Here is a 26,949-nt window from a genome sequence, read left to right as displayed (position 1 = left end):
TTTCAAATATTGAAATCCGTTTTCTCAATCTATTTTTAAACGGTTAAAAATGTTAGGATTTTTGTTTATAATTTTCAGTGCCTTCACACATTCATTATGGAATGTATTGCTTAAAAGATCAGAAAATAAGTATGCATTCAACTTTTACATGCATTTTGCCAATATTTCCTTCTTCACGGCGATATATCCTGTGGCTTTCAGAGACTATTTATATTTTGATAAAGGTGTGGTCATAACCGCCTTTATAGCGGCTATTTTCTTCTCAATTTACCATCTTTCGGTTTCAACGGCTTACAAATATTCTGATGTATCACTTGTTTACCCGCTCACCACTGCTTCGCCTTTTTTCATCCTTATATGGGCTGTAATTTTTCTTAAAGAACATCTGACAGTTATAGGGCTTATAGGTGTGATATTGACCATTTTGGGAACAGCTGTTCTAAACCGCGTCAAAGGTAAGTGGGGTGAATTTGGAAAAGGAGCGTTTTTTGCACTTGCCGGCGCCTTCTTCTATTCCTTCGGTGCTCTTATGGATAAGAAAGGTGTTTCTGGAGGCAATTTCATACTGTATGTCTATTCGATGTCATTGTTTATGACAATGTTCATATTTGGATATTCTATACGCCGTGGCGAAATTACGTTTAATTATATTAAGAAAGACAGATGGTGGGTTCTTTTTGCAGGACTTGTGGTATTTGCGTCATTTATTTCCTACCGCTACGGTCTGAACATGGTAAACCTTTCCTATGCGTCAGCGATAAGACAGATCAGCACGCTGTTCGGAGTCATTATGGGCATCATGTTTTTCAAGGAAAAGTTCACTCTTTACAAGATCTTAGGCACAATCATCATCATGGCTGGAATAGTTCTTATTAAAATTGGCATGTAACTTGATAATACTCTCATCGGTAGCGGAACAACCGCGCCACTGAGACGGAGCTCACTGTGAGTGCCGGCAGGAGGCCGGCCTTCCTTTTATATATCACAAGATGACGCCGAAGGATATCGGCGCCATCTTATGCCGACAAATCTGAATCGTTCAATTTAACTAGCGATAGCCCTTCTTACCTGACTGCAAAAATCTGCGATGTACTGTTTCACAATATTACGCTGGTCACCTGACATAATACCGTATGTAACTGCCTGATCGAGAAGCTGGTTTGTACTGCTGACGGCAAGCTGTTCCAGTCCGGCGCCAAGTCTGTTCTTCTGATCCTGATCCGGCGCTCTGCCCTGATAAATTGAAGCAAACAGGTCTTCCTTATCCGAAGCAAACTTGATCAGCATACTTTCAAGTTCTTTCGCAGCATGAGGGTATTGAGCCAAAAGAGCATCAAGATTGCTTATCCCGAACACGTTTATAAGTATGTAGCGCCATGCCTGCAATTCATAAGGGAATGGGTTTCTGACAGCCGCCAAAGCCATCTCGTATGTGCTTCTGGATTCGTCATAAACCGAGGAACTCTCCACAAACGCCTTGGTCAGCAGGTCAACGAACGCTTTCTTACCGAAGCCGAATTTTCCGTAGATTATCGCCGCGTGCGCATCTCCGGTTGAACTGACGGAATCCGGAGCCTGTCCGGAGGACGCCAGAAGAAGTCTGTTCGCGGCTGAATGGCTGCATCCGTTGAACTTGTTATATACTCCCGCACAGTAATCGGAAGAAACATTCGGTTGCTGAAGCATGTTCAGAAGGGATTTTGAAACCTGAACGGAAGCAAAAGTTTTCGTCATGCCTGATTTATAATCGGGATTGAAACATGACCAGTAGTTTTCTGAAACAGAATCTTTAAGTCCTACACATTTTACATATGGGATGAAATCATCCTTAACATATTCATATCCGAGTATGTTCATCAGTTCAAAAGACTTAAGAACAGCCGTTGTATTAAGGTACAGCACCATGCACTCCATCAGATCCTTTATGCCGTGTCCGTTGTGGGTTGACTTCGGCAAAGTGATAAGACAGCCGAGCTTTCCTCCGAAAGTCGAAACAGGGTCATAAGCGGTCATAAATATCTCTATATTGTTCTTAGCCTGCCCCATCCTGTCGCTTTTAAGATGGATCATAGATATTTCCGAAAGCCCCGCCGGATTATACCCGAAACCGGACATGCGGCTGATGTTTCCCGATGCGTTTGCCGTCAGAGAAAACTGAGTAAGTCCACCGCCAAGGGAATGTCCCGTGATATAAAAGTTTTTACCCGGATTACTGTCCAGAATGATCTTAAGCAAACCTGCCGATTTCAGATAAAGCAGACTGGGTGCGGAAAGCTGTTCTATGTCCGCATACACCATGTCAAGGCTGTCTGTACCGGAAAAGGACACTACAATATTATTATCCTTTTTACCAAGCCATGCCCTGAGCCCTCTGGAACTGGTGATAAGTCCTTTGGTTTCGTCGTATACAGGCTGGAGATATGAAGGCAGTTCCGCTTTCTTCAGGTTTACATAACCGCCGCTTTTTGAAGCATCTATTCCTGAATAGGCGAAATCTGCGAAAGTAAGCATAAGGGATGCCATAGGTTTATCAATATTCGTACGCTTAACCTGATAGAAAAGAGCCGCCTCAAGCTGCGCAGCCGCTATATTAAGAATTTCCGGTTCAAAAACCCTTGTGAAAAAATCCTGAATGGCGGTAAAACAGCCCTGAATCAGGCTTCTGTACTGCGGCAGCAGAACGTCGCCTGCCTGCGCAAGATACCTCCCCGCTATATCATCATCCGAAGATAGCCCGAACCATTCTTTAAGGTCGTCAACAACGTCCCTTATCCTGCTTATCGAATGGAAAAGAAGCCCCAGAACTCCCTTGAGCATCTGCGGACGGCTCACTTCCCTTCTGCAAAGGTCGAGTATAGCCTGTTCCTCCGGCAGAAGTGAAAAGCCGGAACGTATCTTATCCTCAAACATCTCTATGGCGACGGTATAAGTCTGTTTTATGATAACTGTCGCGTCGTTCTGAGAAACACTGGAAGGATTCTTCAAATACTGCTGTTCCAGATCCTTTATCTTTTTGAGCACATCGTCGATTTCTGACGACGCTTTCACATACATGCTGTCACTCAATACAGGCACAGCCTTGAGCAGACCTCGTTTTATAGGCAAATATAACTTTTCCATCAATAAACTCCGTTAAAGCATATTTCCGCTTTCGACATGCAGAGCCATAGCGCGTACACTCTGTATATATCTGTCGAGAAACGCGGAGATACGATTGATATAGGTGTTTTTATCCGACTCGCTGATATAGTGTATAGTGCTGAGCCAGTTCAGATAATCCGAAGTATGCTGAAGTATTGTAGACTTAATTTTAAGCTGCACTCCGTGCTGATCCAGTCTGCCGGCGAGATAATTAGCATATATCGCCTCTCTTGCCGTCACATAAGCCTGCAAACGCTGTCTGGCTATTTCAAGCCCTGCCTGCGGGCTTTTCGCCAGAATACCGTCCACATCTATCCCTGCCTCATCAATAGCAATTTTACGCCATGCCAGAAGCTCGTCATCAATATAATTGTTAAGCCTGTTCATCACCGTGTTGTAAGCGTTCAGATTATCAGCGTAACCCGCGGTGACAGTATTATAAGCATTTACAAGAAGCTGTCTGAGCTGATCAAGCCCCATTCCGTATTTTCCGAAAAAGAAGACCGCATATTCGTCTTTTGCCGCCTGACGCACATCCGCCGATGCATCGGCAACAAGCAGCTCTCTATTTGCCAGAGTGTGACACACACCGTTCACGCAGAAATGTATCCCGCCTTTGGTTCCTTCCGTGCCGGGCGGAACATAGGTCATGAGCCATTCCTTGTAGGTGTTTACAGTGGCAACCAGTGTTTTCGGATCCGAAGTTCCCCAGCCCCTCCCGAAATTCGTCCACTGGATGCTTCTGTCGTTCTTGCCAACGACAAAAGAGTGGGTGGAGTTTGGAACTACATAGGCAGAATCCAGAGAATACGCCTCCACAGGCAATAAGCTGATCCCGGGTTTGTCACTACCCATATTGAGCCTCCTTTCATAATCAGGATATACAATCATACCCACCTGTTTAATTAATTGTCAAATAGAAAACATTGATCATGAGACAGCACAAAAGTTCACTATATGAGTAATAAAGTATTTTGATTTTTAATGATGGAAAAAAGCCGACTAAACTTCTTTTATGAAAAGAGCTTAAGTCGGCTTTCAATGATGATTTAAGTAAAAATGCTGGATAACTGAATTAAATTTCCATTTCCACCAGTTTCCACGAAAACAGTCCGTTTCTTTCAAATATCATGCTTACCGGATCGTCACCGTCCTGTGTGATTGTGAACGCAAATTTATTCAGGCTTCTGTAACCGCTCGAATAATCCGTAGATTTTGCAGAATCTTTTGCAGACGCAGTGTTTTCCGTTCCCTGATCATCATCAGACTGTCCGGCATCCACATTCTCATCTTTTGCCTTTATTCCGTTTTTCATTACCATAGCAAGAGCTTCCGGAGTAACAAGACTGTCAACCAGCTGATCCACAATACTGGATGCAAAAGCAGACCCAAGAGCACCTAAGGCGCCTGCATCTTCATTTTTTGCAAGCTCTTCGGCAACTTTAGCATTAAAAGTTGCTTTAAGATTTTCTCTTAATTTAGGATAATCGACATATCCTGAAAGCTTCTCGGCATTGCCCTCTTCCCCAGCCGACCTTATTGAATATAACGCATAAAAGGGGGACGCAAAGTACACTGCAAAGAAGATTACAACGAAAGCTGCAATAGAAAAAATTCTCTTTTTCATAAATAACCTCGTAATTTTTAAATGACACTACACCACTATGGAAAGGATTTCAACACAATGTAATGTTAATTATAATTCGCACTTAACTTGACAAAACAGAAATTTTCGCATAATATATTTCATGCATAAATTTTATATGTTGAATTTATTAAACACGGAGATACTATGATTTATACGAAACATCAGCAGGAAATTGCTGAGAGTCTTAACCCGGACTCAAACATTAACGACTGGAAAGACTGGAAATGGCAGCTGCGCCACAGTATCCGCACCATAGAGGATTTCGAGAGTATCATGGACATCCGTTTTGAGCGATCGGAACGGGATATGATGCAGAAAACCCTCGAAAAATTTCCTATGGCAATCACCCCCTACTACGCCTCGCTTATCGACAGAAATAACCTTAAAGATGATCCGGTATTCAGACAATCATTCTGCTCCGTTGAAGAGCTTAATATCGACACATGGGACATGGCAGACCCTTTGAGCGAAGACCATGACAGCCCCGTTCACTCCATTACGCACAGATACCCTGACAGAGTGCTGTTTCATGTGAGCAGTATGTGTGCCATGTACTGCCGACACTGCACACGAAAACGTAAAGTGGGAGACAGAGACACCATCCCGTCCAAAGAGCTTCTGGAAGGCGGGCTGCAGTACATCCGGGAACATACAGAGGTCCGCGACGTTCTGATATCCGGCGGCGATCCGCTGATGCTTTCCGACAGCAAACTAAAATGGCTTCTTGACGAGATAACTTCCATCCCTCACGTCGAGGTGGTGCGCATAGGCACTAGGATGCCTGTCGTGCTTCCGTACAGAATAACCGACAGGCTTGCCGATATTCTGTCCAAGTATGACAATCTCTGGATTAACACACATTTCAACCACCCAAGGGAGATAACAGAATCCGCTGTGGCGGCTCTCAGAAAACTTACAAAATCAGGGATACCGCTGGGCAACCAGACTGTCCTTCTTTCAGGTGTCAACGACTGCCCTGTGATAATGAAATCACTGATGCACAAACTTGTGAAACATCGCGTGCGTCCCTATTATATATATCAGTGTGACCTTTCCGAAGGTCTTTCACACTTCAGAACCCCCGTCAGCAAGGGTATCGAAATAATCGAGCTTCTGCGCGGACATACCAGCGGATTTGCAGTGCCGACATACGTCATAGACGCTCCCGGCGGCGGCGGAAAAATCCCTGTATCACCGAACTACATCGTTTCATGGTCAACCAACAAAGTGATATTGCGAAACTACGAAGGCATAATCTGCACTTACAAAGAACCGGACAGCTACACCCCCGTATACTGCGACCGCAACTGTACCGACTGCAACCTGCAGTTCAACACAGAAGGCTCGGAATATCTTCCGCTGGTAGGTATTGAAAAGCTCATGGCGGACTATGACGAACGGATAGCGCTGATTCCCGAAGACAATGAACGCATCAAAAGGAGGAGCAATGACTGACACATTGGAAAACAGATACAACGCCTCCATGCATCACGGAAAATTCAGCGACAGAGTATACCTGACAGAATTAGGCTCTGCTTTCAGCCTGTCTGATCTCTCAAAAACAGAGGCAATGGCTCTGAAAGCGGACTACTCAAAAATAATCGCAAAGGTTAAGAATAAACATACAGGCATTTTCTCTGATAACGGATACACATGCGAAGCATTTTTCCCCCTTAAATCTGGAAACAGAGTATCTTTTATGGTGAAATATCTTAAAGCGGAGCGCATGGCTGTCAAAAACGGCGTGATAATATCCGATGTGCTGAAAGAGGCGGAAAAAACAGGCATAAGATATCACAGCACAGATATGCATATGCGCAAACTGACCGAGCATGACGCCGATGCACTCGCCGAACTTTACAGACTGGTATTTGAAACCTACCCATTCCCAATATATGAATCAGGATACCTGCGCGAAACTATGGCTGGAAATATGCGCTACTACGGTGTTTTTTCAGGTGAAAAGCTCATAGCGGCAGCCAGCGCGGAAACAGACAGCGAAAGAACATATGCGGAAATGAGCGATTTCGCCACTCTTGAGGAATACCGCAGGCTCGGTCTGGCAGCGGCATTGAATGAAGAACTGGAAAAAAGCCTTTCCGTCGATGGGGTTAAATGTTACTATACCATAGCAAGAAGCGTATCTTACGGGATGAACAAAACATTCGCAGGATGCGGCTACACCTTTACCGGAACACTGTTCAACAACACGAACATCGGCGGAGGCATGGAAAGCATGAACGTATGGTATAAACACGAATGAATAACTTTGTACAGGAAATGCTGTTTCTTGTAACTATCATCAACCCGATCGGTATCTTTATGTATCTTGCGCCGGTGCGCGAGAACCTTTCCGAGCGCGATTTTCTGCGCGTCCTTTTCAAAGCGACCATTATCTCCCTGTCGATCAACCTGATATTCACATTCGGCGGGGAGTGGATGTTCAGAACAATGCTCAAAATAGACTTCAACTCATTCCGCATCTTCGGCGGAATAGTTCTTCTGAGCATCTCCCTGATGTCAATCATGCACGGCGGACGCGCGCTGATAAACATACGCGGAAGTCTGGACGATCTGGCATCCGAAATAGCAATGCCTTTTATGACCGGCGTAGGCACTATATCCGTATGTATCCTGCTGGGCAGTAAAATGAGCGCAGTCGGCGCCACCGCGGTCAACCTGACCGCAGCTACAGTTGCATTCATCGTTATAGGCACTCTGGCTGTGATCCGCTACCATCTGAACGACAAAATAACTGTAGCCTTCGATAAATTTCTGGGAATATTTATCCGTATCAACGCTTTCTTCATGGGGGCGTTCGGAGTTGAAATGATTAAAACAGGGATAATCAACATAATCAGGTCATAATTGATCTGAATCAAAGGAAGCCGTTCAAAAAAATACTATTATAGCCTCAGAAAACAGAAATATGGAGGCTATTATGAACACTCTTATCAACGAACTCAAAAAGGATCACGAACAACTGCTTAAGATACTTCAGGAGACACAGGATCTCGGACTTGTCACTGATGCCGGACGCAGAAAACTGCTGGAAGGTAAAAAACTCCTATCCGACCATCTTCAAAAAGAGGATACAAAGCTATATCCTGTTCTTGCTAAAAGCGGTTCAGCGATTACTGCAAACGAATTCGCAGTGGAAATGAAAGGGCTTACAGGCTCTATTCTGAATTTCATAAACAGGCTTGAAACATCAAAAAACGATATGGAATACGCAAAAGAACTGGGCAGAATAGTCTCTACCCTCAAAATGCGTATCCGCAGAGAGGAGATACAGCTTTATCCGCTTTATGAAAAAATGGGAGCATAAGCAATTACGGGCGCTTTCGGGTGCCCTTTTTTACATAGGAAGACCGTTGAGCAGAATCCTGCTGCCCTTATCCGGACTCTCTTCGTAGTCCTGAAAATCCTGTAACTTTGAAACAAGCGCTTCCGGATCGGCAACGCCTTTAACAACAGCCATCAGACCGCCGGAAGCGAACACGGCTATTGTTCCGTAATTCATAAGCCTGCCGAAAATACCTTTACCCGCCACCAGCAGATTGACTTCTGTCGTATCAAGCTGAACAACGTTTCTTCTGAGTATCCCGCGAGTCACTATAAATCTTTTATCTGTAAAGCCAATTTCGGTATTCTTGTAATGCATGAATGTAAAAAAGAAAGGATACAGCCCGGCAAGCAGGATAACTGCATATATTCCTCTAAAGCCAAGCCCCCATGAAGAAACCACTGCAAATCCGCTGAAAGCCACCAGAACAAGAAACGCTCCGAACATCATGGGCAGAACAAGCGGAAAAACTTTTACCCTGTTTATGCAGATGATCTTTTCATCGGGTTTAACGATATTTTCGATATAGCTCATTGTCATTCCATCCCGTATTTTTCCAGTCTGTAAAGAAGCACGTGGCGCGGTATATTCAGGTATTTAGCTGTGCGGCTTTTGTTGCCGCCGAACTTTGCAAGTGCGCGGGTTATGATGGTCTTCTCCATCTCTTCAAGGTCAAGTCCCTCATCCGGCAGATGAACGTTCATACAGGTAACAATATCCGCACTGTCCGCCTTTATATCGTCTGCCGATACTTCGCCCTGCCCTTTAAGGATACAGAGACGATAGACCGTATTTTCAAGCTCGCGTATGTTGCCTTTCCAGCGGGCATTGGCTAGTTTAGTCAGCGCTTCTTTCGAGAAAGTGACCTTTGAACCGTATTTCTTTGAGAACAGTTCAACAAGCTCACCGATATCCTCTCTTCGCTGTTCCAGCGAAGGAACGTCCACAGGGAACACATCCAGTCTGTAATAAAGGTCTTCCCTGAAAGTTCCGTTTCCGATCATCTCTTTAAGGTCTTTATTGGTGGCTGCAACCACCCGCGTATCTATCTTAACGGGCAGCGTCGCCCCAACAGGTTGAATTTCCGATTCCTGCAGAAATCTCAGAAGTTTCACCTGAACTGAAAGGGGCATCTCCCCTATCTCATCCAGAAACAGCGTACCGCCCTCAGCCTCCGCTATTTTGCCCTTATAGTCCCTGTCCGCTCCTGTAAAAGCACCTTTCTTATGTCCGAAAAGTTCGCTTTCAAAAAGCTGTTCGGGAATAGCCGCGCAGTTCACAGCTATAAACTGTTTATCGGAGCGGGCGCTTTTCGCATGGACATATCTGGCGGCAAGCTCCTTGCCCGTTCCGCTCTCGCCAAGCACCAGAACCGGAGCATCCGTCGGAGCTACCGTCTCGGCGAGTTTCAGCATCGCCTTGAACGCAGGACTGCTTCCAGCCATCCTCGGCATGTTTGTTTCTTTCATATATTGCTTAAGTCTGCTGTTCTCTCTGCGGATACTGCTGACTTCAATGGCTTTCTTAATGGCGTTCAGAAGGTCTTCATTCTCGAACGGCTTTGTTATGTAATCATATGCGCCGTTTCTTATAGCGGCAACCGCATCGGGTATGTTTCCGAAGGCAGTCATTATAATCACAGGCATATCAGGATATAACTGTTTCGATTTTTCAAATATCTCCATACCCGAAATTTTAGGCAGACGGATATCCGTGACAAGAACATCATAACTGCTTTCGGCAAGTTTTGCCATCCCTTCAAATCCGTTGTTCACAACCTCGTTCGCCACGCCCTCACCTGTGAGGAACATGGAAACCAGCGTTGCAAGGGAAACGTTGTCTTCAATTATTAAAACGCTCATTTATGTCTGTCCTGTATATACATTGTAAAGACCGTGCCGTCAGCGCCCGAACTGACGGTTATCTCTCCGCCGTGCGCATTTGCTATGCTCCCTGCGATGGGTAGCCCCAGCCCTGTTCCGTCGTCCTTTGTCGTGAAAAAAGGTTCAAATATCCTGTCTTTATTCTCAACACCGCATCCATTGTCTGTCACGGCAAAAAATGTCCAGCCGTACTCATGTCCGGCAGCGAGGCTCACCCTGCCGTTCTCCACACCTTCAACAGCGTCCACTCCGTTAAGCACAAGGTTAAGAAGCGCCTGTTTCAGTGAGTTTTTATCGCCGAACACAGTGAAACCCTCCGGCAGGGGATTTTCAACCGTTATTTCCACATCCCTGCGTGATGCGGAAAGTTTTGAAAGTTCCTCCACCTCCGCCAGAAGCGAAGAAACCACTATATCGCACGGGTCATTATTGCCAAAACGGGCGTATTGCAGGAACCTGTTGACGAAGCTGTTGAGCCTCTCTATCTCCGATTCCAGAATATCAGTGATCTGCGGGTCTGTCTTGCCGCTCTTTATCATGGCAATGCCCGACTTAATAGCGGCAAGGGGGTTGCGTATCTCGTGGGCTATGCCAGCACTTAACTGACCGAGCGAGCGCAGTCTGTCGTCGTGCGCCATCTTCTTTTCAAGGAGGAGCTTTTCGGCGGACATCTGTTCCACCTTAAGCTTTTCGTCTTTAAGTTTACCTGAAAAATAGCCGGACACTATTCCAACCGCATATATCATGGATATCTCAACAAGTGAAGGGACGTGGTGATGACCGAAGTGTCCGGAAAAAACACCTATGTAGGCATTTGGACTGTATATCACCGTCATTGCAGCGGCAACGATAACACCGCCTTTAAAACCGAATTTAAAGGCGGCGTATATGACAATTATATAAAATATGTAGTAGTGCGCCAGATGCACGGCGCTGAAATGTGACGGCACGCTGTAGTGAAAATATGTCACAACCGCCGTGGACAGTATTATTATGCCGATGGATATCAGTGTGTCTTTGTCAGGCTTTCTTTTCAATTCCACTTACCAGTCCGTCCTCCATACTGACGATCGTATGCCCTGCTTTAGCGTATTCGGGTGAGTGCGTCACCATCACAACGGCAAGTCCGGTGCTGTTCAGCTCCCTCAGTAAATCTATTATAGCATTTCCTGTTTTGCTATCAAGACTTCCGGTGGGTTCGTCCGCAAACAGAACGGAAGGTTTCTTTATGAGAGCCCGCGCAATGGCGACTCTCTGCTGTTCGCCGCCGGAAAGTTTTCCTGGAAGGCGGTTTTCTTTGCCCTCAAGTCCGACACTGGAAAGAATCTTAAAAGCCTCTTCGCGCAGTGCTTTTCCGATGGGTCTCAGCCCATGCATATAGGGCAGAAGAACGTTCTCTGCCGCCGTCAGATACGGAAACAGGTGGTATGCCTGAAATATCACCGAGATATCGTTGCGTCTTACACTGTTTATCTCAGAGGCGGATGCCGTTGTAAGCTCCCTGCCGTTGAACATTATGCTTCCGCTGTCGGGTTCAAGAAGTGTAGACATTATATTCATCATCGTACTTTTTCCGGAACCGGATTTACCGACGATACTGACAAACTCCCCTTCCGCAACGTCTATGCTTACGCCTTTCAGCACCTTCGCCGAAACACCGTCAGCTGTGAATGTCTTGTGTATATCTTTCAGATTAAGCATCATTTCCCCCTAAATCCTGCTGAATGCATCCGTCGGGCGCATCTGTGCGGCTTTAAGCGCCGGAAATGCCGATGCACAGACGGAAAGTGCCGATACGGCGGCAACCGTAACAAGCAGATGGAACCAGTTGAATGTTATGTGAGCATTCTCACCCAGAGAAAGGATCTTCAGAAGCTCACCGCTGCCGAGATAGCCTCCGGCATAGCCGAGTATGCCCGACAACGCACCTATGATAAGAGATTCAAAACTGAAAATTATGAATATCTTACCCCCGAATAACCAAGAGCGCGCAATATACCGATTTCGTTTTTGCGCTCGTTGACAGCAGCAAGCATGAACATCGCAAGCATGAAACACGCCGTAAGCAGTATGACTCCGCCCAGTCCAAGCACAAGGTGCTTAACCGTCTGGATGGTCGCCATCCGCTGTTTAACGATGTTCTGCATGGCGTTTATCTCGGTATCCGGCAGTTTTTTTGATATCTGATGAACAATGTCCTCAATAGGGCAGCCGGCGCAGAGGGCAGCGACATCAGCGTAATTTATCAGGTTGGGCTTGTTTACCGCCGTCTGAAGACCATGAAGATCAGCAAACAGACTGTTGTCGTCCTCGGTTCCGGTGGGCTTGAGAACACCTGAAACCACGAATGATTTGTTTCCTACAGGTATGGTGTCTCCGGTTTTGAGTCCCAGGTGTTCAGCCGCCTTGCTTCCAGCGATAATTTCGTCGGTCTTTGCAGGTACTCCCCCCATGACCGACCAATAACTTTTTATGCGCAACTCCTGCGCAAAAATAACTCCGACCACCGCCACCGGTTTGTTTTTATAGTGTATAAGCTCAAGAAGTTTCGGGGCGACGGTACTTATATTTTTATTCAGCTCAATGCCATGTATAGCTTCGACGGTCTCTTTTTCAGGGAGATATTTCACCTGATATGCGAGATTTCCCATGGAAAATCCGCCGTAGCTTATCTTAAGAGATTCAGTTTTAGGATATATGACCACATTCGCGCCGAACGCTGTCATCTTCTCTTCAAGAGAGTGTCCGATGGAGCGGGAAACATTATAAAGCAGCACCACGGAAAGGATACCCAGCGTAAACACCGCAACAAGTATTCCCGTACGCAAAAGCTTCCGTTTAAGATTTCTGAAAGGCAGCGTGAATATGTTCATGCGTCACCCTAGAAGTACATGCCGCCGGAGCGGATATCGTCAACTTTGATAGTTATCTGTTTGCCGTCAAGTTCTCTGTGCAGAGGTGAAGGGTTGCATCCGCCTTTGACTTCGTTGATCTTGCTGGTGTCAAATTTCTGACCGCAGTTGTTGCAAACCATAACGTCGCCTTCCTGCCTGTACCCTTTCTTTTCGGGATAGCAGACGTCGCAAGCGTCAAACGCCGCGCGGACTATTCCGTCCTCAGCACGTACAAGGAAAAATTTGATCTCTTTCCCGTCAACAACTGTTGAGTAGTAGTGTGCCTGAGTGTCGCTCACTTCGGATTCGGGTATTGTTATTAAGCCGTTCTGAGCCTTAAGCTCTTTGTATTTGCCTGTTTGCCCGCAAGCAGACAGCACGAGAGCAAGTGTCAGTGCAGAAAGAAAATATACAAGTTTACGCATCAATTCCTCCGTTATATTTTTCGGGATATTTTAAAGCAACCTGTATGCCTGAAAAAGAAGTTGTAAAATGTCAGATACTTATAAAAACAGCCCAAAAATAACGCAGAATATTCTACATTTTATTTACATGCTCCCGAAGATTATTCTCCATAAAAAATTCAGTAACAGGTCATTTTTTGACTGTTTTAGATATGTCAAATCCCAGAGATATATAGAGATTTCCATGCATTAAAATAACCCTATATCTCCATATCAAAGTATGCATGTATGCGGAAAATATATATATTTGGCTTTACAAATATAAAAAAGAAAATAGAATTATGAAGACAGAAACACATGTCAAAAAGAACTCACGTTTAAAAGGTTTATTTATATGCTTGCATATATGGATTTTAAAAAGAATATTACTGACGGTGACTTTGATGCTGCCAAAGAGATGCTTAAAGACGCAGACATCGACACAACCCCCTTCACAGCACTTGCTAACTCATCCATGTTTCTGTCGCTGCTTTTCCGTTATCCCGACGATAATGTTTACGACCTTTTAAAAGACAACTGGAGTTCATTCAGCGATTTCATAAGTGAATATACAGAGGATTTTCCTCATCTTTACGATCAGACAGAAATGCAGAGCGACTTTATCAAACTCTTCAAGCAGGACTTCAAAGGGAGCAAAGTAGTTCCCTATATTTCATATTACACAGAGGAAAACAAAACCCTCTACGGTGAAAGCACTTTCAAAATAAGAGAGTGGATGGCATCCGAAGGATTCGTTCTGGATGCCGAAACATCCGACCTCGAAGACAACATATTCATAGTTCTTGAATTTCTTTCAGCAATATTCGGAAGACTGGCTCAGCCCGAAAACATAGAAAAATGGTACGCGACACTGCAGATTCTTTACAAACTTACAGGCACATACGGCGCCGTTATGACAGATGAATTTGCAAAACTTGTGCAGCAGAGAAAGGAAATGCCCTTCTATGCCGCCGCTGCCGCGCTGCTTGAAAACTTCATGAATGATGTTGACGGAATTCTTGAAGAGGTTCTCGCCGTTACCGAATAACGCCTGAAATAGATGTCACGATTCCATGAATGGAATCCGTGGAATGATGAAGGAATTAAAAGGGTAAATCTTTCTTATGCCCTTTTATATATGGCGGTTCCATACAGACCGTTCGTAATACTATAGGGAGTATTGTATGAGGAAAGTATTGTCATTTATTCTCCTTACGATGTTCGCTGCTTCTGCCTATGCAGCGGATGTCACCCTTGAGGAGCTGAAAGGTCAGATTTCAGATCTTCAAAACCAGATCAACACAATGTCTCAGCGTGTTGACAAAAACGAAGTTCACCGTATCAAAGATAAAGTTGATATCGGCATAGAACTGAGAACAAAAGTTGACAGCATCAGCTATGAAGACATGAGAGCCATGGATGCTATGACCAACGATATGATGGGGCTTTGGCTGCAAGGCTATATGATCAACGGCGATGCAATGGATGATACCGGTGCCTTCACAGGCGTAACAACTGACTGGGATACAAACGGCGACGGTTTCAACGATGCATGGATGAACACATACGGTGCGGATTTCATGAATTTCGCTTACGGTTATGTAACATCAGCAGAAGGTCAGGCGGCTTTCAGCTCTCCCGAAATGCAGTCATGGCAGGCAAGCAACGCCACCGCTATCGGTAACGTATACTCTGCCAGCACAGACCTTCAGGCTATGGGAACAACAGGTCAGTACATAGCCGCACTTATGGTTTACATGTCACAGGTTATGGACAGCAACACCATATCTGCTTCTGAAGCAAACATGATGAAATCAATGTTTTCCGCTATGTCACCCCGTAAATACGACCACAACAACGACACCATATTCACTAACAAGCTGCGTATACGTCTTAACAGCTCCGTTAATGAAAACCTTTCTTTCACCGGTCGTCTGGTTATGTACAAAACATGGGGCGACGCAACTGACGCGCGCTGGTTCAACGGAACATACAACTCCATGAACATGGACGGAAACTCCGGCGCTATCCCCACTGACGACAAAATCCACGTTGAAAGAGCTTACTTCGTTTACAAAAATGATATGGGACCCATCCCCTATCACTTCTCTTTCGGTAGAAGACCTTCCGACTACGGTCCCGGCGAAGAACTCCGCAACAATGCAACACAGGGCGGTTCTCCCCTTGCGCATATAATCCAGTGGCAGTTCGACGGCGGTTCACTCCAGTTCGACTTTGAAAACGTTATCGAAGCACTGCCCGGCTCATTCATCAAGTTCTGCTACGGTAAAGGCTATGAATCCGGATGGGGTTCAAGCAACGCCACAAGCGCGAACAACGGACTTATTGCAACTCCCTCTGTGGATGACGTTGAGTTCTTCGGAACCATCGTTAAGTTCTATGACGACGAAACTTACAAATTCTGGTACAACTACGCCAGAGGATTCGGTGTCACAGACGGTTTCACAGGTTCAACTGTTATGCCTTACAGCATCACAGGTACAGATTATAATCTTGATGGAAGCTATGATGCTTTCACATTTGATATGAATACTTCAGGTTCATCTTCCAGAACTGAAGCAACTGCCGACCTCGGTGACATGGAATGGCATTCATTCCTTGCACAGGGCAAGTCTTTCGGATTTGACTGGTTTGCATCATACTCCATGAGCAAATCTCACCCCAACGGCAACACATCAAACAGTGCAATGTACCAGTTCATGAATCAGGACACACTGCTTGGTTCAGACAGCAGCAAAAACGGTCAGAGCTACTGGGTTGGCGTCTCTACTCCTGAACTGCCCCTTACAGGCGGTAAACTCGGATTCGAGTACAACCACGGTTCTAAATACTGGGTTGCTATGACAGGTGCGGAAGATGACCTCGTAGGTTCAAAACTTGCCGTACGCGGTGATGTTTACGAACTTTACTATCACCAGCCCATCGTTGGCGACAAACTGTTCGCAACACTCGGCTACCAGTACTATGACTACGAATACACCAACTCAGGCAGCTACCTTGGCGCGCCTGTTAAAATTTCCGATGCAACTGCTTTCAACACTATGACTGCAGTAGCTGACAAAGTTGAGAAATTCTACGCTTCCTTCACTTACAGATATTAATCCCCTGTAGGTTTTTTGTGAGAAGGGCAGCCCGTTTTGGGCTGCCTTTTCTTTTTTATTCATAACAAATAGTTTTTAGTATTAAATCAAATTTTGCAAATTTAATTCTTGAATATCTATAGAAATCAGGTATTGATGATAGTATATTAGTTTATGCGCGTTTATACATATGCGTACATTATGAGTAAACATGAGTTTATTACAAATTACACATAACTGTTTTCAAGACGCAAAGATGCTGACGCTTCATTTGGTGCGGAAATCAGTTTTTTGTATTGTTTGTTGATAAACCTGAATAAATCAGCGCATTAAGGTATTAACTTTATTTTCAACTATTTTATTACGATGCGCGAAAGGAAGAAATATGGCACGTCCTGTAAAAAAGAGACTTGTCAAGCACAGGCTGACATACAAGGCTTTTGGTCCTGTGAACATTGACGAGACAAGAGATTCAAAAGTTATAGCAATTCCGGCTGACCAGCTTGAGGCTATGCGCCTCGCAGATCTGGAGGGTTTGTCCCAAAACGACGCCGCCGATCAGATGGGTGTTTCGAGACAGACCTTCGGACGCATTATCGAACAGGCAAGACAATCGGTAACCTACGCTCTCATCAACGGCTTTATCCTCAGCATCGCATATGACAGCAATATAGAAATATGCGAACGCGACCTGAAATGTATTGAGTGCGGGCATGAATGGTGTCAGGGATTCTGCCAGTCAGAGGAAGACACTGTGTGCGAAAAATGCGGTTCTCATGAGGTTATCAAAATGAAACGATGCGGCAAATACTGCGAATGTCCCTTAAAAGTTAATAAGGTTCTCTGAAAAAAATTTGAGCCGTGTCTGATTTTTTTGCAGGCACGGCGTTCATACTTTTTTCTGAAATTCCCATCCCAAATATACATTAATAAATCAATACGTTCAAATAAACCCATACATGTCCTAATTTAAGTAAATTATAACAAAAGAGAATACACGTGCGTCCGTTTTAAACGGAGCATACTTAAACACAAGGCGATAATACATCTGATTTTAGCCTTTTCATATGAACCATTTAAAACGTTATATAAAAATCTAACAACGTTTAAAAATCAATAAAAAATACCAGAAATCACTTGCTTAAATGTATGAAAATCTGTATATTGTATACCGTATACATAGAGATGTACGAATAGTATTTTTAAGATACTGATGTTGTTACACAATTAGGAGGTCCCCCTATGACGCTTTCCGGTATGAATGTTAGCCGTAGAAAGTTCCTCGCAGCCTCGGGCGGTGTTGTTGCAGCCGGCCTCGTTGCTGCAAACCTCTCCACTCTCAAAGCTGTGGCAAGCGGACATTCGCCCGCTCCCACCGGTGAGATAGGAGAAAAGCACATAGCGTCAAGCTGCGAAATGTGCGTTAACAAATGCGGTTTCTTCGCTCATGTCGTGGACGGCAGACTTAAAAAACTTAACCCCAATCCTAAGTTTTTCAAGAGCCGTGCCATGCTTTGCGCAAGAGGAAACGCAGGCGCTGAAGAACCATATAACCCCGAAAGACTCACCAAACCTCTGCTTCGCGTGGGCGAAAGAGGCGAGGGAAAATGGAAAGAAATTTCCTATGAAGAGGCGTTTAAACTTGTTGCAGAAAAACTGAAAGAGTTCAAAGTTAAAAACGAGAACAGAAGCTCCGTTGCCTTCGCATCATCAGAAGGTTTTCAGGAAGAAATGTTCCAATACCTTGTTCAGTCTTACGGTTCAACAAATACCGTACGCCACCCCACTCTCTGTCTGTCCTCTGTTATTCAGGGATGGTCATCAGTGTACGGCGTATACCCTGATGCTGACCTTAAAAATTCAAAGTTCGTTATCATGTTCGGAGCAAACAGAGCGGAAGCTATCGTTACTCCCGACTCAATCGACTTTGTTAAATATAAACCCGAAGGCGCGAAGCTCATCTATCTCGACCCCCGCTTCACAAACACAGCGACAAAGGCGGATAAATGGTATCCCGTCAAACCCGGAACCGACCTTGCGTTCGTTCTCGGCGTTATCAACGTTATCATAACAGAAAAACTTTACGACGCGGCGTTTGTTGAACAGTTCTGCGACGGTTTTGCAGACCTTGAAACAATGATCGCACCCCACACTCCCGAATGGGCGGAAAAAGAGTGCGAAATTCCCGCTGTTGAAATCCGCTGGGTTGCAAGAGAATTTGCAAAGGCTGCACCTGCTGCAGTTGCATACCCCGGCAGAAGAACAAGCTGGTATGTCAACGACGTCTACTTCCGCAGAGCCTGCGCCATCCTCACAGCCATATGCGGCTGCTGGGATGCACCCGGCGGTATCTGCCCCAAAGCGTCTGTACCGCTTAAAAACCTCGACCCGCTCTTCCCTTATTTTGAAATGACCGACGACCGTATCGACGTTGCATCATCTGTCAAAAACAGACTGCCTCAGGATAAAAGGTCTGACAATATGCCCACTGACAGTGTCGCATATCTCGGTGAAAAAGATGGTAGCTGGCTGAGATTCAGAGACGCCATCATCGCACAGGATCCCTATCCTGTTGAGGCAATGATCGTTTACAAACAGAACTTCATAGAAGCAGTGCCTAACCGTGCAAAAACAATGGAGATGCTGAAAAAGATCAAGTTCATGGCTGTAATTGATATCCAGATGACAGAGGTTGCATACTTCGCAGACCTTGTTATTCCGGAATCAACCTACCTTGAGCGTTGGGATTCTGTTCACAACCTTGCCAGCATATGGCCCATCGCAACATTCCGTCAGCCGGTCGTCGAACCTGTTTTCGGCACAAAATCCATGTTCGAGATAGCAGGCGGCATCATCAATGAAATGCTGAAACTGCCTGAACTCTGGGACGATGCTGACGAAATGGAAGTTGAAGACTTCAAAATGGACGTTGCCGAAGACATCTTCGGTCAGCCTCTGGAAGAATACATCAAACATCAGCTCGCAGATCACCCTGGCGCATACGAGCAGATGATGAAAGAGGGAGTTTTCTACCTCACAGACGAAGCATCATACGGCAAAACACGCAACCCCGAATTCCGCTTTAAAACCAGAACCGGAAAGATAGAGCTTGCAAACGTTAAATACGCCGACAAAGGTCTGAGCCCCCTGCCCATCTATGCGGCACCCCGCCAGCCCGAGCCCGGCAAATACCGTATGATCCTCGGACGTCACGGTTTCAATACACACACAGGCACACAGAACAACGAATATCTGTGGGAAATCCAGAAAGAGAACGTTATCTGGATAAACACTGCCGAAGCCAGGAAGATAGGCGTTATTTCCGGCGACTATGTCACCGTTAAAAGCTCTGTCGGTGAGCAGACCGTAAAGGTCTTCTCAACAGAGAAGATACGCAAAGACTGCGTGTTCTTCGCCCACGGCTTCGGACGACTTTCACCCCAACTCAGCCTTGTATACAAAAAAGGCGCATCACAGGCGGCTATACTTGAGGATTACCTCGAGCCTATTTCCGGCAACGCCGCAATGCACGAAACTTTTGTATCAATCGCTAAGGCTTAAGGGAGGCTGAAATGAGTCAGAAAAAATACGGAATCGTATTAGATGCTAAAAAATGCCTTAACTGCAAGGCATGTACAGTCGCCTGCAAGTTTGAGAACGGCGTTGAGGTTGGCGACGAACAATACAGAATATGGGTTGCGGAAAAAGAGCTTAAAGGCACATTCCCCAATCTCCGTCTGGATTTTGAACCTTCACAGTGCCAGCACTGTGAAAACACCCCCTGTGCAAGCGTATGCCCCACAAGCGCAACGTACAAAACAGACGAGGGTGTGGTTCTCATCGACTATAAAAAATGTATCATCTGCAAAGCATGTATGACAGCTTGCCCCTATGATGCAAGGTTCGTAAGCGAGGTTCACAACGCTATTGAAAAATGTACTTTCTGCTATCACAGACTTCCCGAAGGCAGAGAGCCCGCGTGTGTGGAAACATGCCCCACAAAGGTAAGAGTTTTCGGCGACCTGAACGACCCGAACTCTAAAGCTGCGAAGCTGCTGGCAAAGCATGATACATATCAGCTTAAGCCAGAAAAAAATACCAGACCCAGACTGTTCTACATCATCAAGTAAGGACGGAGGAAAGAATGTCAGCTCACGATACTGAAACAAAACAAGGAATGGTAGCGGCTCTTAAAAGCCTGATTACCTTCAACAAAGATATCCCTGTCATGCCCCTGATCCTTATAGGTCTGGTTCTGGCGGGCATAGGCGCTGTAACAGCAGTTATTGTGCTTGTGAAAGGTCACGAACAAATGTATGCGGTCAACCGCGAGGTGCCGTGGGGTATGCTCATCGGAACATACGCATATTTTGTTATCACATCAACAGGTCTCGCCTTCATAGGCGGTCTCGGACACGCATTCGGATTTGAGAACTTCGCAAAAATCGGCAGACGCATAGTTGTCCTTGCGACACTGGTTCTGCTTGCAGGTTTCACTCAGATCCTTATGGAACTCGGGCACCCCGTCCGCATGATCATCTGGATGATGCTTTCTCCCAACTTCACAGCACCTATCCTCTGGATGGGCGTGTTCTATTCAATAGAACTTGTGATACTCGCTCTTGAGCTTTACTATGCTTTCAAAGCGCACCCCACTGAAAAAGACCACAGAACTGCCGCCATGCTCGGCTTTGCGGCAATGGTAGTCGGTACGCTTGCGACAAGCAACCTCGGTTTCGTGTTCGGTTCACTCACCGCACGTCCCTGGCTGTACGGCGTACACTTCCCTCTGTTCCTCGTGGTTTCCGGCATAACAGCGGGTGCGGCTCTGCTTATGCTTGTGCATAACATCGCATACAGATTCAGCATCCCCGAAGAGTTCAAGCCTTCCATGAATGCGCTTGCAAAACTCATGGGCGGCGGTATCGGCATAATGATGCTTATGTATGTCTGGAAGTTCCTCACATCCATCTTCACACAGCCCGCAGGTTCATATGAGTCCGCAATGGCTCTCATAGCAGGACCTCTGGCGGCTAACTTCTGGATTGGCGAGATGCTTCTGGCAGTGATAATTCCCCTTCTTCTGCTTGTAACAGCAAAAGGAAACACAACAAGATACGGAATCGCAGGACTTGTGTTCATGATAGGTCTCTATTTCACAAGGGTTAACTACATAGTGGCAGGTCAGATGCCCGTTATGCGCGCGGCAACTGACGGTTCCGGTGTACATGCAAACGTTAACGGTCTCGCGATATATTCACCGTCCATAGCCGAATGGGGAATTTTCCTCCTCGGTATAGGTGCGGCGATGTTTATGTATTTCAGCGCTGAAAAATTCCTCGACCTGAAAACGCCTGAACATCACTAAGATATTCACAGACAAATATAAAAGGCAGCCTTCGGGCTGCCTTTTCTTTTTCCAGTTCAACAGATTTTTTCTCAAATCCGACGAATGATAAACCGAATAACCTTTCAAAAAAATCCGTTTTTTTTAAATTTCAGAAAGCTGATAAGAAATCCCGTCGATTTTTTACGTATTATTTTATAATACATGTAATATGCATTGAAAAATATATACAGATGTGTATAATCAAAACATCAGTTGATACTCACAAACCAGTTCCTCATTTTTTTATTTCATTGTAAGTAAAGCTAAATACGATTGCATACTGTATTCAGTATACAGAATATATGAATTTCTGTATATTAATATACATCATAAACAAACTTTGTTTGAGTTTATGGACAACAGTGCATTAAAAACGTTGGAGGTTGTTTTATGCGTTTTATGAGCAGACTGTTTATTGTTCTCTCGCTGATTGCGGCTCTTTTTGTTATGGGCTGTGGAGAAGCTGCAAAAGCTCCCGCCGCACCAGCCAAAGCCGCCGAGGCAGCTAGTGTTGCTGACATGGCAAAAGCTGCCAAAGTTGAACTGGTTAAGTTTGACGAAGTCAACAAGATAGTCGGTAACGGCGTCTACGACAAGACCAGAGGCACACTCATTGATGCGCGCCCCGCAAAGGTTTTTGCCGCATCTCATATTCCCACAGCTTTCCTTCTGTCAGACACAGCAATAGCTGAATACTGGCCTGCATTTGAAAAACTCGGTCTCGCAAAAGATGCCTACATAGTGACATACTGCGGCGGCGTTAAATGCGAAAAATCGCTCATCGTAGCAAAACATCTGAAAGAACAGGGATATACAAACGTTAAGATGTATCTTGACGGTATGCCCGACTGGCAGACAAAAAACTACGGCGAAATAACTATCGACACAGCCAAAAAATTCTTTGACAACGGCAAAGCAGTCTTCATAGACGCACGCCCCGCAAAGATTTTTGCCAAAGGCTCCATTCCCGGTTCTATAAGCATTCCCGACACTGAGTGGGCAACTGCAAAGGTCAATCTTCCCGCTGACAAAGAGGCTCTTTATATCCCCTATTGCGGCGGATTCAAATGTGAAAAATCTCACTTTGTAGCAGAGCAGATGTTCAAACTCGGATACAAAAACGTTCAGGTTTATGCAGGCGGCGTTCCTGAGTGGCAGGCGGCAGGATATCCCCTTGCGCCCGCAGGCAAAGTTGCAGCTCCCGCTGAAGCACCCAAAGCTGCTGCTCCCGCAGCAACAGGCGGACTGCCTCAGGGCGATGAACCCGGCATCATAAGCACAGCTTACTTTATGTCAACTGTTGCTGACCCGGCAAAAAGACCCGCTGACGTGACAATCGTTGACGTGCGCAACGCAAACGAACTTACCGACGGCGTTTTCCCCGGCTCCATCAACATCTCTTCCAAAGAGACTGCAAACGGATGCCCCGCTTTTACAGCGAAACTCCCCAAAACAGGCTATGTTATATTCCACTGTGCTTCCGGCGGACGCGCAATGGAAGTTTATGACTTCCTAAAAGACACATGTAAACTGCCCGACATGTCAAGATTCTATTTCCTTGACGCATATGTCAACTGTTCAGGCGGTAAATGTACTGCTAAGTAATCACGACGAAATTTCGTCTTTAAAAGGCGGGGCTTACGCTCCGCCTTTTTTTTATGCTTGTTACTCCCGAAAAAACAACTATAATATAACATAGTTTTAGCAGAAGGTAAAAATATGAGCGATTCTGTAATAATCACTGAAAAATCAGGTCACAAAGGCTACATCATTCTGAACCGTCCCGACGCATACAATACATTTTCGGAAGAATTCGCACTCCTGCTTAACAAGGCACTGGAAGATTTTGACAAAGACGACGAGGTTCGTGTCGTAATCGTTAAGAACAACGGAAAGCATTTTTCCACGGGAATAGACCTGCACGAACTGGAAAAGGTCGAAGATTCAAAACTGCTTGAATTCATCTCACTTATGGACAGGCACAACCATACCATAGCAAACATGAGAACCCCAGTTATCTCATCGGTGAAAGGTTATTGTGTAGCAAACGGAGCCAGCCTCAGTTTCGGGTGCGACATGACGATATCTGCGGAATCGGCGCGGTTCGGCACAACTGCTGTCAATATAGGACTGATATGCACAGGTCCCGGCGTTCCGCTTTCAAAGCTTGTGAGCAAAAAGAAGGCTATGGAGATGATACTTCTGGGCGATCAGCTCACGGCACAGCAGGCGCTTGAGCTTGGGCTTGTGAATTGGGTGGTACCTGATGATGAGCTTGAGGCGAAAACAGAAGAAATAGCCGACAAACTGGCATCCAAAAGCCCTCTGGCTGTTGCGGCAGGAAAGATAGGACTTAGCGCCACATACGACATGGGATTCCATGCATCCATAGACAACGGATCAAAAGTCTTCGCAGGTCTCTGCAAAACTGAAGACGCCGCGGAAGGCATCCGAGCTTTCTTTGAAAAACGCAAAGCCGAATGGAAACTTAGGTAAAATACCAACAAATTACATAACTCTCTTATTTCCCCCTTTAACAAAGGGGGATTAAGGGGGATTTTCATTAAGTATCAATCAAACCCACCCTAGCCCTTCTTTCCGGCTAGTCCAGTTCAGAAACATTCGCACAAAATACGACGAATGTTTTATCTAAAGGAGGGTAAAATACAGAAGACTTGAGTTTGTCAACAACCGACCTTACTCTATCTCCAATCCTTTTTCTTTGCGTAACGTCTCTATCTTCTCCAAAGGTCGTTCAAGCTGTTTCGTACGAGTGGTGGTCAGCGCCTCGAACTCTTTCTTAACGTCGTCAATACGCTTGCCCAACGTATCGAATTTGTCGGTGAACATGCGCCATTGTTTATAGAACTCGCTGAACAGTTTCAGCATATCCGCAGAGGTGCTTTCAAATGCGAAATTCTCCACCGACTGCCTGATAACAGCCAGCACGGCAAACAGCGACATGGGTGATGTCAGCACGACGTTATTCGACAGTGCAAAATCCATCACAGTATCGTCGTTCTCGTATATGAACTCGTAGACGCTTTCGTTGGGAATAAACAGAAGAACAACATCCAGCGTATCCTCGCCTCTGTCAACGTAGCCTCTGTCCTTAACGTCCTTAATCTTCGTTTTAACGTCTTTTATGAACAATTTAAGGCATGTATCCTTTTCGGCTCCCTCTGTCTGGTAGAACCTGACATAGTTGTCCAGCGGGAACTTCACATCCATATTCAGCATCAGCCCCTTGGGGAGCATGAACGTGAAATCCGGACGGCTTCCGTTCTTCATGGTCGTCTGTTCTTTATAGTTCACGTTCTCTATCAGCCCTGCGGCGCGTATTATGTCCAGCGCCATCCGCTCGCCCCACCTGCCCCTTTCGGCTGATGAAGACAGCGCACGATTAAGATCGTTCGCAACGTCCGTAAGACGTTCTGTCTGGCGCACGGTTCCTTTTATCTGTTCGGATATCTCCGCAAACTTTGACTCACGCTCTTTTTCCATGGAATTCATGAACAGTTGCAGTTTCTCAAGGCTGTCCTTCATATGCACAAGCTGCGCGTCGATAAGCTCTTTTTTGCCCTCAAGCTGTCTCTCGCCCTCGCCTGTTTTCGCATCCAGTGTGAGTTTCGCCAGCTTTATAAACTCCTCGGAGTTGCGGGAAAGGCTGTCCATGGAGACCTGCGCAAAAACATTCTTAAGCCCGTTCTCCATCTCCTGTTCCCTGCGGCGCAAAAGATAAGACGCTCCGAATCCGCAGAGGCAACCTGCGATAAAAACCATGATAACTATGATGTAGCTCATATCCCTGCCTTAATCTTTATGAGAGCGTTGACAACCGCCCCCGCACAGGGACTGCCGCCCTTTGTGCCGATATTCGTGATGTACTCCATGCCGCTTTCAGCAAGCGTTGCTTTGCTCTCCGCCGCCATGACAAACCCAACAGGCAGGCCTATCACCAGAGCGGGGTTAATAAGCCCCTCTTTGTGCAATTCCATTATCTTAAGCAGTGCCGTGGGTGCGTTGCCGACTGCATATATCGCGTCAGGGTAATGCCTTGCGGCGTATTCCATGCTGTATTCCGCGCGTGTTTTTCCCTGTGCCGCCGCTTCCACAGCCACGTTCTCGTTTGTAATAAAGCAATGCCGCTCTATACCCACAGCCTCCGTATATTTCGCTGTGATGGCGGTCTTCACCATATTCACGTCGCAAATGACAGGTAGTCTGCGTTCAAGTGCGTCCATGGCTCTTTCTATGGCATTGGGGCTGAAAAGTGTCATTTTCGCAAATTCAAAATCGCCTGTGGTGTGTATCAGGCGCATGACAACGCGTTTCTGCCTCTCGTCGTATGCCGAAAGGTCGCACCCTGCCTCTATTATCTCGAATGATTCCTTCTCTATCCTGTCGCCCTTGTTCACGATGCACCTTTTTTAAGTATTGCTGTTGAAAGATAATTTATCTGTTTAGTCTCATCGCTGTTCAGGTCTAAAATTATCTCGTCCTCAAGGGTTGCGCGGGAAATGACATAAGCGGTCTTTATCCCGTTGTCTTTCACGAATTTTTTCAGCACATCCAGTTTGTTATGCACCTTCATAACGAACACGGTGGCAAATTTCTCCGTACATTCTTTAAGCAACGCCGTATCCTCTTTCATCTCAACCGTGCAGAAGCTTTCGTCTTTTTCTGTTACAGACAGGCAAAGGATGTTCGGCACAGCGGAAATGGCGGATATGCCCGGCACAAACTCCATCTTAACACCGTGATTTTCCAGTTTATGTGCCAGATAGTTCAGGGTTGAGTATATGGGTGCGTCGCCAATGGTGACGTAGGTGACTTTTTTGCCGTCCTTCACCATGCCGAAAATATCGGCGGCGAGTGCGGCATATTTCGTATCAAGATCAGCTTTGTCCCCCGTCATGGGGAAATAATACATATATATTTTCTCTTCGGGGACAATGCCTTTAATGATGTCCTTTGCGAGGCTTCTGCCAGTTTTATCCGACTGCGGAACGACCACAACGTCGCTCTCATTCATAAGGCGAACTGCCTTAACTGTCAGAAGTTCAGGGTCGCCGGGTCCTATTCCTATTCCGTAGATTTTCAT

Annotated in this window: 26 protein-coding genes; 13 read left to right on the top strand and 13 right to left on the bottom strand. The window is 45.7% G+C overall.

Annotated elements, in window-relative coordinates; genetic code table 11:
* The first annotated feature begins 49 nt into the window (after positions 1–49).
* Positions 50–889 carry an EamA family transporter gene (locus tag LRY47_RS10705; protein ID WP_295225191.1) on the top strand — a complete coding sequence of 280 codons (840 nt, stop codon included), beginning with the start codon at positions 50–52 and terminating at the stop codon, positions 887–889.
* Between the two features lie 155 nt (positions 890–1,044).
* On the opposite strand, the gene LRY47_RS10700 is transcribed toward LRY47_RS10705, so the two are convergent.
* The 3 genes from LRY47_RS10700 to LRY47_RS10690 form a co-directional block, all read right to left on the bottom strand.
* Complete coding sequence (locus tag LRY47_RS10700) at positions 1,045–3,120, bottom strand: hypothetical protein (protein WP_295225188.1); 2,076 nt, start codon at positions 3,118–3,120, stop codon at positions 1,045–1,047.
* A gap of 12 nt (positions 3,121–3,132) precedes the next feature.
* Entirely contained in the window at positions 3,133–3,996 is an 864-nt protein-coding gene (locus tag LRY47_RS10695; protein WP_295225186.1) for a hypothetical protein, read from the bottom strand.
* 220 nt (positions 3,997–4,216) lie between these two features.
* Positions 4,217–4,768, bottom strand: a complete 552-nt coding sequence (locus LRY47_RS10690) for a DUF2939 domain-containing protein (protein WP_295225184.1) — start codon at positions 4,766–4,768, stop codon at positions 4,217–4,219.
* 165 nt (positions 4,769–4,933) lie between these two features.
* On the opposite strand from LRY47_RS10690, the gene ablA reads away from it, so the two are divergent.
* From ablA to LRY47_RS10670, 4 genes are all read left to right on the top strand, one after another.
* Positions 4,934–6,244 (top strand): lysine 2,3-aminomutase, encoded by a 1,311-nt coding sequence (gene ablA, locus LRY47_RS10685; RefSeq protein ID WP_295225182.1) that lies wholly within the window; start codon positions 4,934–4,936, stop codon positions 6,242–6,244.
* Complete coding sequence (gene ablB / locus LRY47_RS10680) at positions 6,237–7,052, top strand: putative beta-lysine N-acetyltransferase (protein WP_295225180.1); 816 nt, start codon at positions 6,237–6,239, stop codon at positions 7,050–7,052. The genes ablA and ablB overlap by 8 nt, the downstream gene beginning before the upstream one ends.
* Positions 7,049–7,657 (top strand): MarC family protein, encoded by a 609-nt coding sequence (locus LRY47_RS10675; RefSeq protein ID WP_295225178.1) that lies wholly within the window; start codon positions 7,049–7,051, stop codon positions 7,655–7,657. Before ablB ends, LRY47_RS10675 begins: the two co-directional genes overlap by 4 nt.
* 73 nt (positions 7,658–7,730) lie before the next feature.
* Positions 7,731–8,117, top strand: coding sequence for a hemerythrin domain-containing protein (locus LRY47_RS10670; protein ID WP_295225176.1), 387 nt, complete (start codon positions 7,731–7,733; stop codon positions 8,115–8,117).
* A 30-nt stretch (positions 8,118–8,147) separates the two neighbouring features.
* Here LRY47_RS10670 and LRY47_RS10665 read toward each other — a convergent pair whose 3' ends face one another.
* Genes LRY47_RS10665 through LRY47_RS10635 form a run of 7 tightly spaced genes read right to left on the bottom strand, consistent with a single transcriptional unit; the run spans position 8,148 to position 13,337 of the window.
* A complete protein-coding gene (locus tag LRY47_RS10665) occupies positions 8,148–8,669 on the bottom strand; it encodes a PH domain-containing protein (RefSeq protein WP_295225174.1) in 522 nt (173 codons plus the stop codon).
* Between the two features lie 2 nt (positions 8,670–8,671).
* Positions 8,672–9,997, bottom strand: a complete 1,326-nt coding sequence (locus LRY47_RS10660; protein WP_295225171.1) for a sigma-54 dependent transcriptional regulator — start codon at positions 9,995–9,997, stop codon at positions 8,672–8,674.
* Positions 9,994–11,061 carry an ATP-binding protein gene (locus LRY47_RS10655; RefSeq protein ID WP_295225168.1) on the bottom strand — a complete coding sequence of 356 codons (1,068 nt, stop codon included), beginning with the start codon at positions 11,059–11,061 and terminating at the stop codon, positions 9,994–9,996. The genes LRY47_RS10660 and LRY47_RS10655 overlap by 4 nt, the downstream gene beginning before the upstream one ends.
* Positions 11,039–11,719, bottom strand: coding sequence for an ABC transporter ATP-binding protein (locus LRY47_RS10650; protein ID WP_295225166.1), 681 nt, complete (start codon positions 11,717–11,719; stop codon positions 11,039–11,041). The genes LRY47_RS10655 and LRY47_RS10650 overlap by 23 nt, the downstream gene beginning before the upstream one ends.
* Positions 11,720–11,728: 9 nt before the next feature.
* Complete coding sequence (locus tag LRY47_RS10645; protein WP_295225164.1) at positions 11,729–11,941, bottom strand: FtsX-like permease family protein; 213 nt, start codon at positions 11,939–11,941, stop codon at positions 11,729–11,731.
* A 32-nt stretch (positions 11,942–11,973) separates the two neighbouring features.
* A complete protein-coding gene (locus LRY47_RS10640) occupies positions 11,974–12,891 on the bottom strand; it encodes an ABC transporter permease (RefSeq protein ID WP_295225162.1) in 918 nt (305 codons plus the stop codon).
* Positions 12,892–12,899: 8 nt separating this feature from the next.
* The gene (locus LRY47_RS10635) at positions 12,900–13,337 is read right to left on the bottom strand and encodes a DUF2318 domain-containing protein (protein ID WP_295225160.1); all 438 of its coding nucleotides are present in this window, start codon (positions 13,335–13,337) and stop codon (positions 12,900–12,902) included.
* A 373-nt stretch (positions 13,338–13,710) separates the two neighbouring features.
* Between LRY47_RS10635 and LRY47_RS10630 the strand changes: the two genes are divergently transcribed.
* The 8 genes from LRY47_RS10630 to LRY47_RS10595 all read left to right on the top strand — a co-directional run bounded on the left by LRY47_RS10630 (position 13,711) and on the right by LRY47_RS10595 (position 24,341).
* On the top strand, positions 13,711–14,403 hold the full coding sequence (locus LRY47_RS10630; RefSeq protein WP_295225157.1) for a molecular chaperone TorD family protein: 693 nt from the start codon (positions 13,711–13,713) through the stop codon (positions 14,401–14,403).
* Positions 14,404–14,539: 136 nt separating this feature from the next.
* Entirely contained in the window at positions 14,540–16,477 is a 1,938-nt protein-coding gene (locus tag LRY47_RS10625) for a DUF3373 domain-containing protein (protein ID WP_295225154.1), read from the top strand.
* A gap of 364 nt (positions 16,478–16,841) precedes the next feature.
* Positions 16,842–17,303, top strand: a complete 462-nt coding sequence (locus tag LRY47_RS10620; RefSeq protein WP_295225151.1) for a DUF134 domain-containing protein — start codon at positions 16,842–16,844, stop codon at positions 17,301–17,303.
* Between the two features lie 395 nt (positions 17,304–17,698).
* Positions 17,699–20,017 carry a molybdopterin-dependent oxidoreductase gene (locus LRY47_RS10615; RefSeq protein ID WP_295225148.1) on the top strand — a complete coding sequence of 773 codons (2,319 nt, stop codon included), beginning with the start codon at positions 17,699–17,701 and terminating at the stop codon, positions 20,015–20,017.
* 11 nt (positions 20,018–20,028) lie between these two features.
* A complete protein-coding gene (locus tag LRY47_RS10610) occupies positions 20,029–20,586 on the top strand; it encodes a 4Fe-4S dicluster domain-containing protein (protein ID WP_295225146.1) in 558 nt (185 codons plus the stop codon).
* 14 nt (positions 20,587–20,600) lie between these two features.
* Positions 20,601–21,824: an NrfD/PsrC family molybdoenzyme membrane anchor subunit gene (nrfD, locus tag LRY47_RS10605; protein ID WP_295225142.1), complete on the top strand. Its 1,224-nt coding sequence runs from the start codon at positions 20,601–20,603 to the stop codon at positions 21,822–21,824.
* Positions 21,825–22,244: 420 nt separating this feature from the next.
* Positions 22,245–23,450 (top strand): rhodanese-like domain-containing protein, encoded by a 1,206-nt coding sequence (locus LRY47_RS10600; RefSeq protein ID WP_295225140.1) that lies wholly within the window; start codon positions 22,245–22,247, stop codon positions 23,448–23,450.
* Positions 23,451–23,564: 114 nt separating this feature from the next.
* Entirely contained in the window at positions 23,565–24,341 is a 777-nt protein-coding gene (locus LRY47_RS10595; RefSeq protein WP_295225139.1) for an enoyl-CoA hydratase-related protein, read from the top strand.
* A 201-nt stretch (positions 24,342–24,542) separates the two neighbouring features.
* Here the strand turns inward: LRY47_RS10595 and rmuC are convergent, their stop codons facing one another.
* Genes rmuC through cobI form a run of 3 tightly spaced genes read right to left on the bottom strand, consistent with a single transcriptional unit; the run spans position 24,543 to position 26,949 of the window.
* On the bottom strand, positions 24,543–25,649 hold the full coding sequence (rmuC, locus tag LRY47_RS10590; RefSeq protein WP_295225137.1) for a DNA recombination protein RmuC: 1,107 nt from the start codon (positions 25,647–25,649) through the stop codon (positions 24,543–24,545).
* The gene (locus tag LRY47_RS10585) at positions 25,646–26,263 is read right to left on the bottom strand and encodes a precorrin-8X methylmutase (RefSeq protein WP_295225134.1); all 618 of its coding nucleotides are present in this window, start codon (positions 26,261–26,263) and stop codon (positions 25,646–25,648) included. The genes rmuC and LRY47_RS10585 overlap by 4 nt, the downstream gene beginning before the upstream one ends.
* Entirely contained in the window at positions 26,260–26,949 is a 690-nt protein-coding gene (gene cobI / locus LRY47_RS10580) for a precorrin-2 C(20)-methyltransferase (RefSeq protein WP_295225132.1), read from the bottom strand. Before cobI ends, LRY47_RS10585 begins: the two co-directional genes overlap by 4 nt.

It is taken from the genome of Seleniivibrio sp. (genome assembly GCF_021209385.1).
Classification (GTDB): domain Bacteria; phylum Chrysiogenota; class Deferribacteres; order Deferribacterales; family Geovibrionaceae; genus Seleniivibrio.
Note: the sequence above shows the minus strand (reverse complement) of the source record. Positions and strands in the feature narration are given on the sequence as shown.

Bases quoted from the DNA above. Each gene is read 5' to 3' on its own strand.
- LRY47_RS10595 (WP_295225139.1), top strand. From the start codon at position 23,565: ATGAGCGATTCTGTAATAATCACTGAAAAATCAGGTCACAAAGGCTAC.
- LRY47_RS10665 (WP_295225174.1), bottom strand. From the start codon at position 8,669: ATGAGCTATATCGAAAATATCGTTAAACCCGATGAAAAGATCATCTGC.
- LRY47_RS10630 (WP_295225157.1), top strand. From the start codon at position 13,711: ATGCTTGCATATATGGATTTTAAAAAGAATATTACTGACGGTGACTTT.
- LRY47_RS10675 (WP_295225178.1), top strand. From the start codon at position 7,049: ATGAATAACTTTGTACAGGAAATGCTGTTTCTTGTAACTATCATCAAC.
- LRY47_RS10690 (WP_295225184.1), bottom strand. From the start codon at position 4,768: ATGAAAAAGAGAATTTTTTCTATTGCAGCTTTCGTTGTAATCTTCTTT.
- LRY47_RS10600 (WP_295225140.1), top strand. From the start codon at position 22,245: ATGAGCAGACTGTTTATTGTTCTCTCGCTGATTGCGGCTCTTTTTGTT.
- LRY47_RS10615 (WP_295225148.1), top strand. From the start codon at position 17,699: ATGACGCTTTCCGGTATGAATGTTAGCCGTAGAAAGTTCCTCGCAGCC.
- LRY47_RS10695 (WP_295225186.1), bottom strand. From the start codon at position 3,996: ATGGGTAGTGACAAACCCGGGATCAGCTTATTGCCTGTGGAGGCGTAT.
- nrfD (WP_295225142.1), top strand. From the start codon at position 20,601: ATGTCAGCTCACGATACTGAAACAAAACAAGGAATGGTAGCGGCTCTT.
- LRY47_RS10625 (WP_295225154.1), top strand. From the start codon at position 14,540: ATGAGGAAAGTATTGTCATTTATTCTCCTTACGATGTTCGCTGCTTCT.
- LRY47_RS10610 (WP_295225146.1), top strand. From the start codon at position 20,029: ATGAGTCAGAAAAAATACGGAATCGTATTAGATGCTAAAAAATGCCTT.
- LRY47_RS10635 (WP_295225160.1), bottom strand. From the start codon at position 13,337: ATGCGTAAACTTGTATATTTTCTTTCTGCACTGACACTTGCTCTCGTG.
- ablB (WP_295225180.1), top strand. From the start codon at position 6,237: ATGACTGACACATTGGAAAACAGATACAACGCCTCCATGCATCACGGA.
- cobI (WP_295225132.1), bottom strand. From the start codon at position 26,949: ATGAAAATCTACGGAATAGGAATAGGACCCGGCGACCCTGAACTTCTG.
- ablA (WP_295225182.1), top strand. From the start codon at position 4,934: ATGATTTATACGAAACATCAGCAGGAAATTGCTGAGAGTCTTAACCCG.
- LRY47_RS10670 (WP_295225176.1), top strand. From the start codon at position 7,731: ATGAACACTCTTATCAACGAACTCAAAAAGGATCACGAACAACTGCTT.
- LRY47_RS10620 (WP_295225151.1), top strand. From the start codon at position 16,842: ATGGCACGTCCTGTAAAAAAGAGACTTGTCAAGCACAGGCTGACATAC.
- LRY47_RS10650 (WP_295225166.1), bottom strand. From the start codon at position 11,719: ATGCTTAATCTGAAAGATATACACAAGACATTCACAGCTGACGGTGTT.
- rmuC (WP_295225137.1), bottom strand. From the start codon at position 25,649: ATGAGCTACATCATAGTTATCATGGTTTTTATCGCAGGTTGCCTCTGC.
- LRY47_RS10640 (WP_295225162.1), bottom strand. From the start codon at position 12,891: ATGAACATATTCACGCTGCCTTTCAGAAATCTTAAACGGAAGCTTTTG.
- LRY47_RS10660 (WP_295225171.1), bottom strand. From the start codon at position 9,997: ATGAGCGTTTTAATAATTGAAGACAACGTTTCCCTTGCAACGCTGGTT.
- LRY47_RS10705 (WP_295225191.1), top strand. From the start codon at position 50: ATGTTAGGATTTTTGTTTATAATTTTCAGTGCCTTCACACATTCATTA.
- LRY47_RS10700 (WP_295225188.1), bottom strand. From the start codon at position 3,120: ATGGAAAAGTTATATTTGCCTATAAAACGAGGTCTGCTCAAGGCTGTG.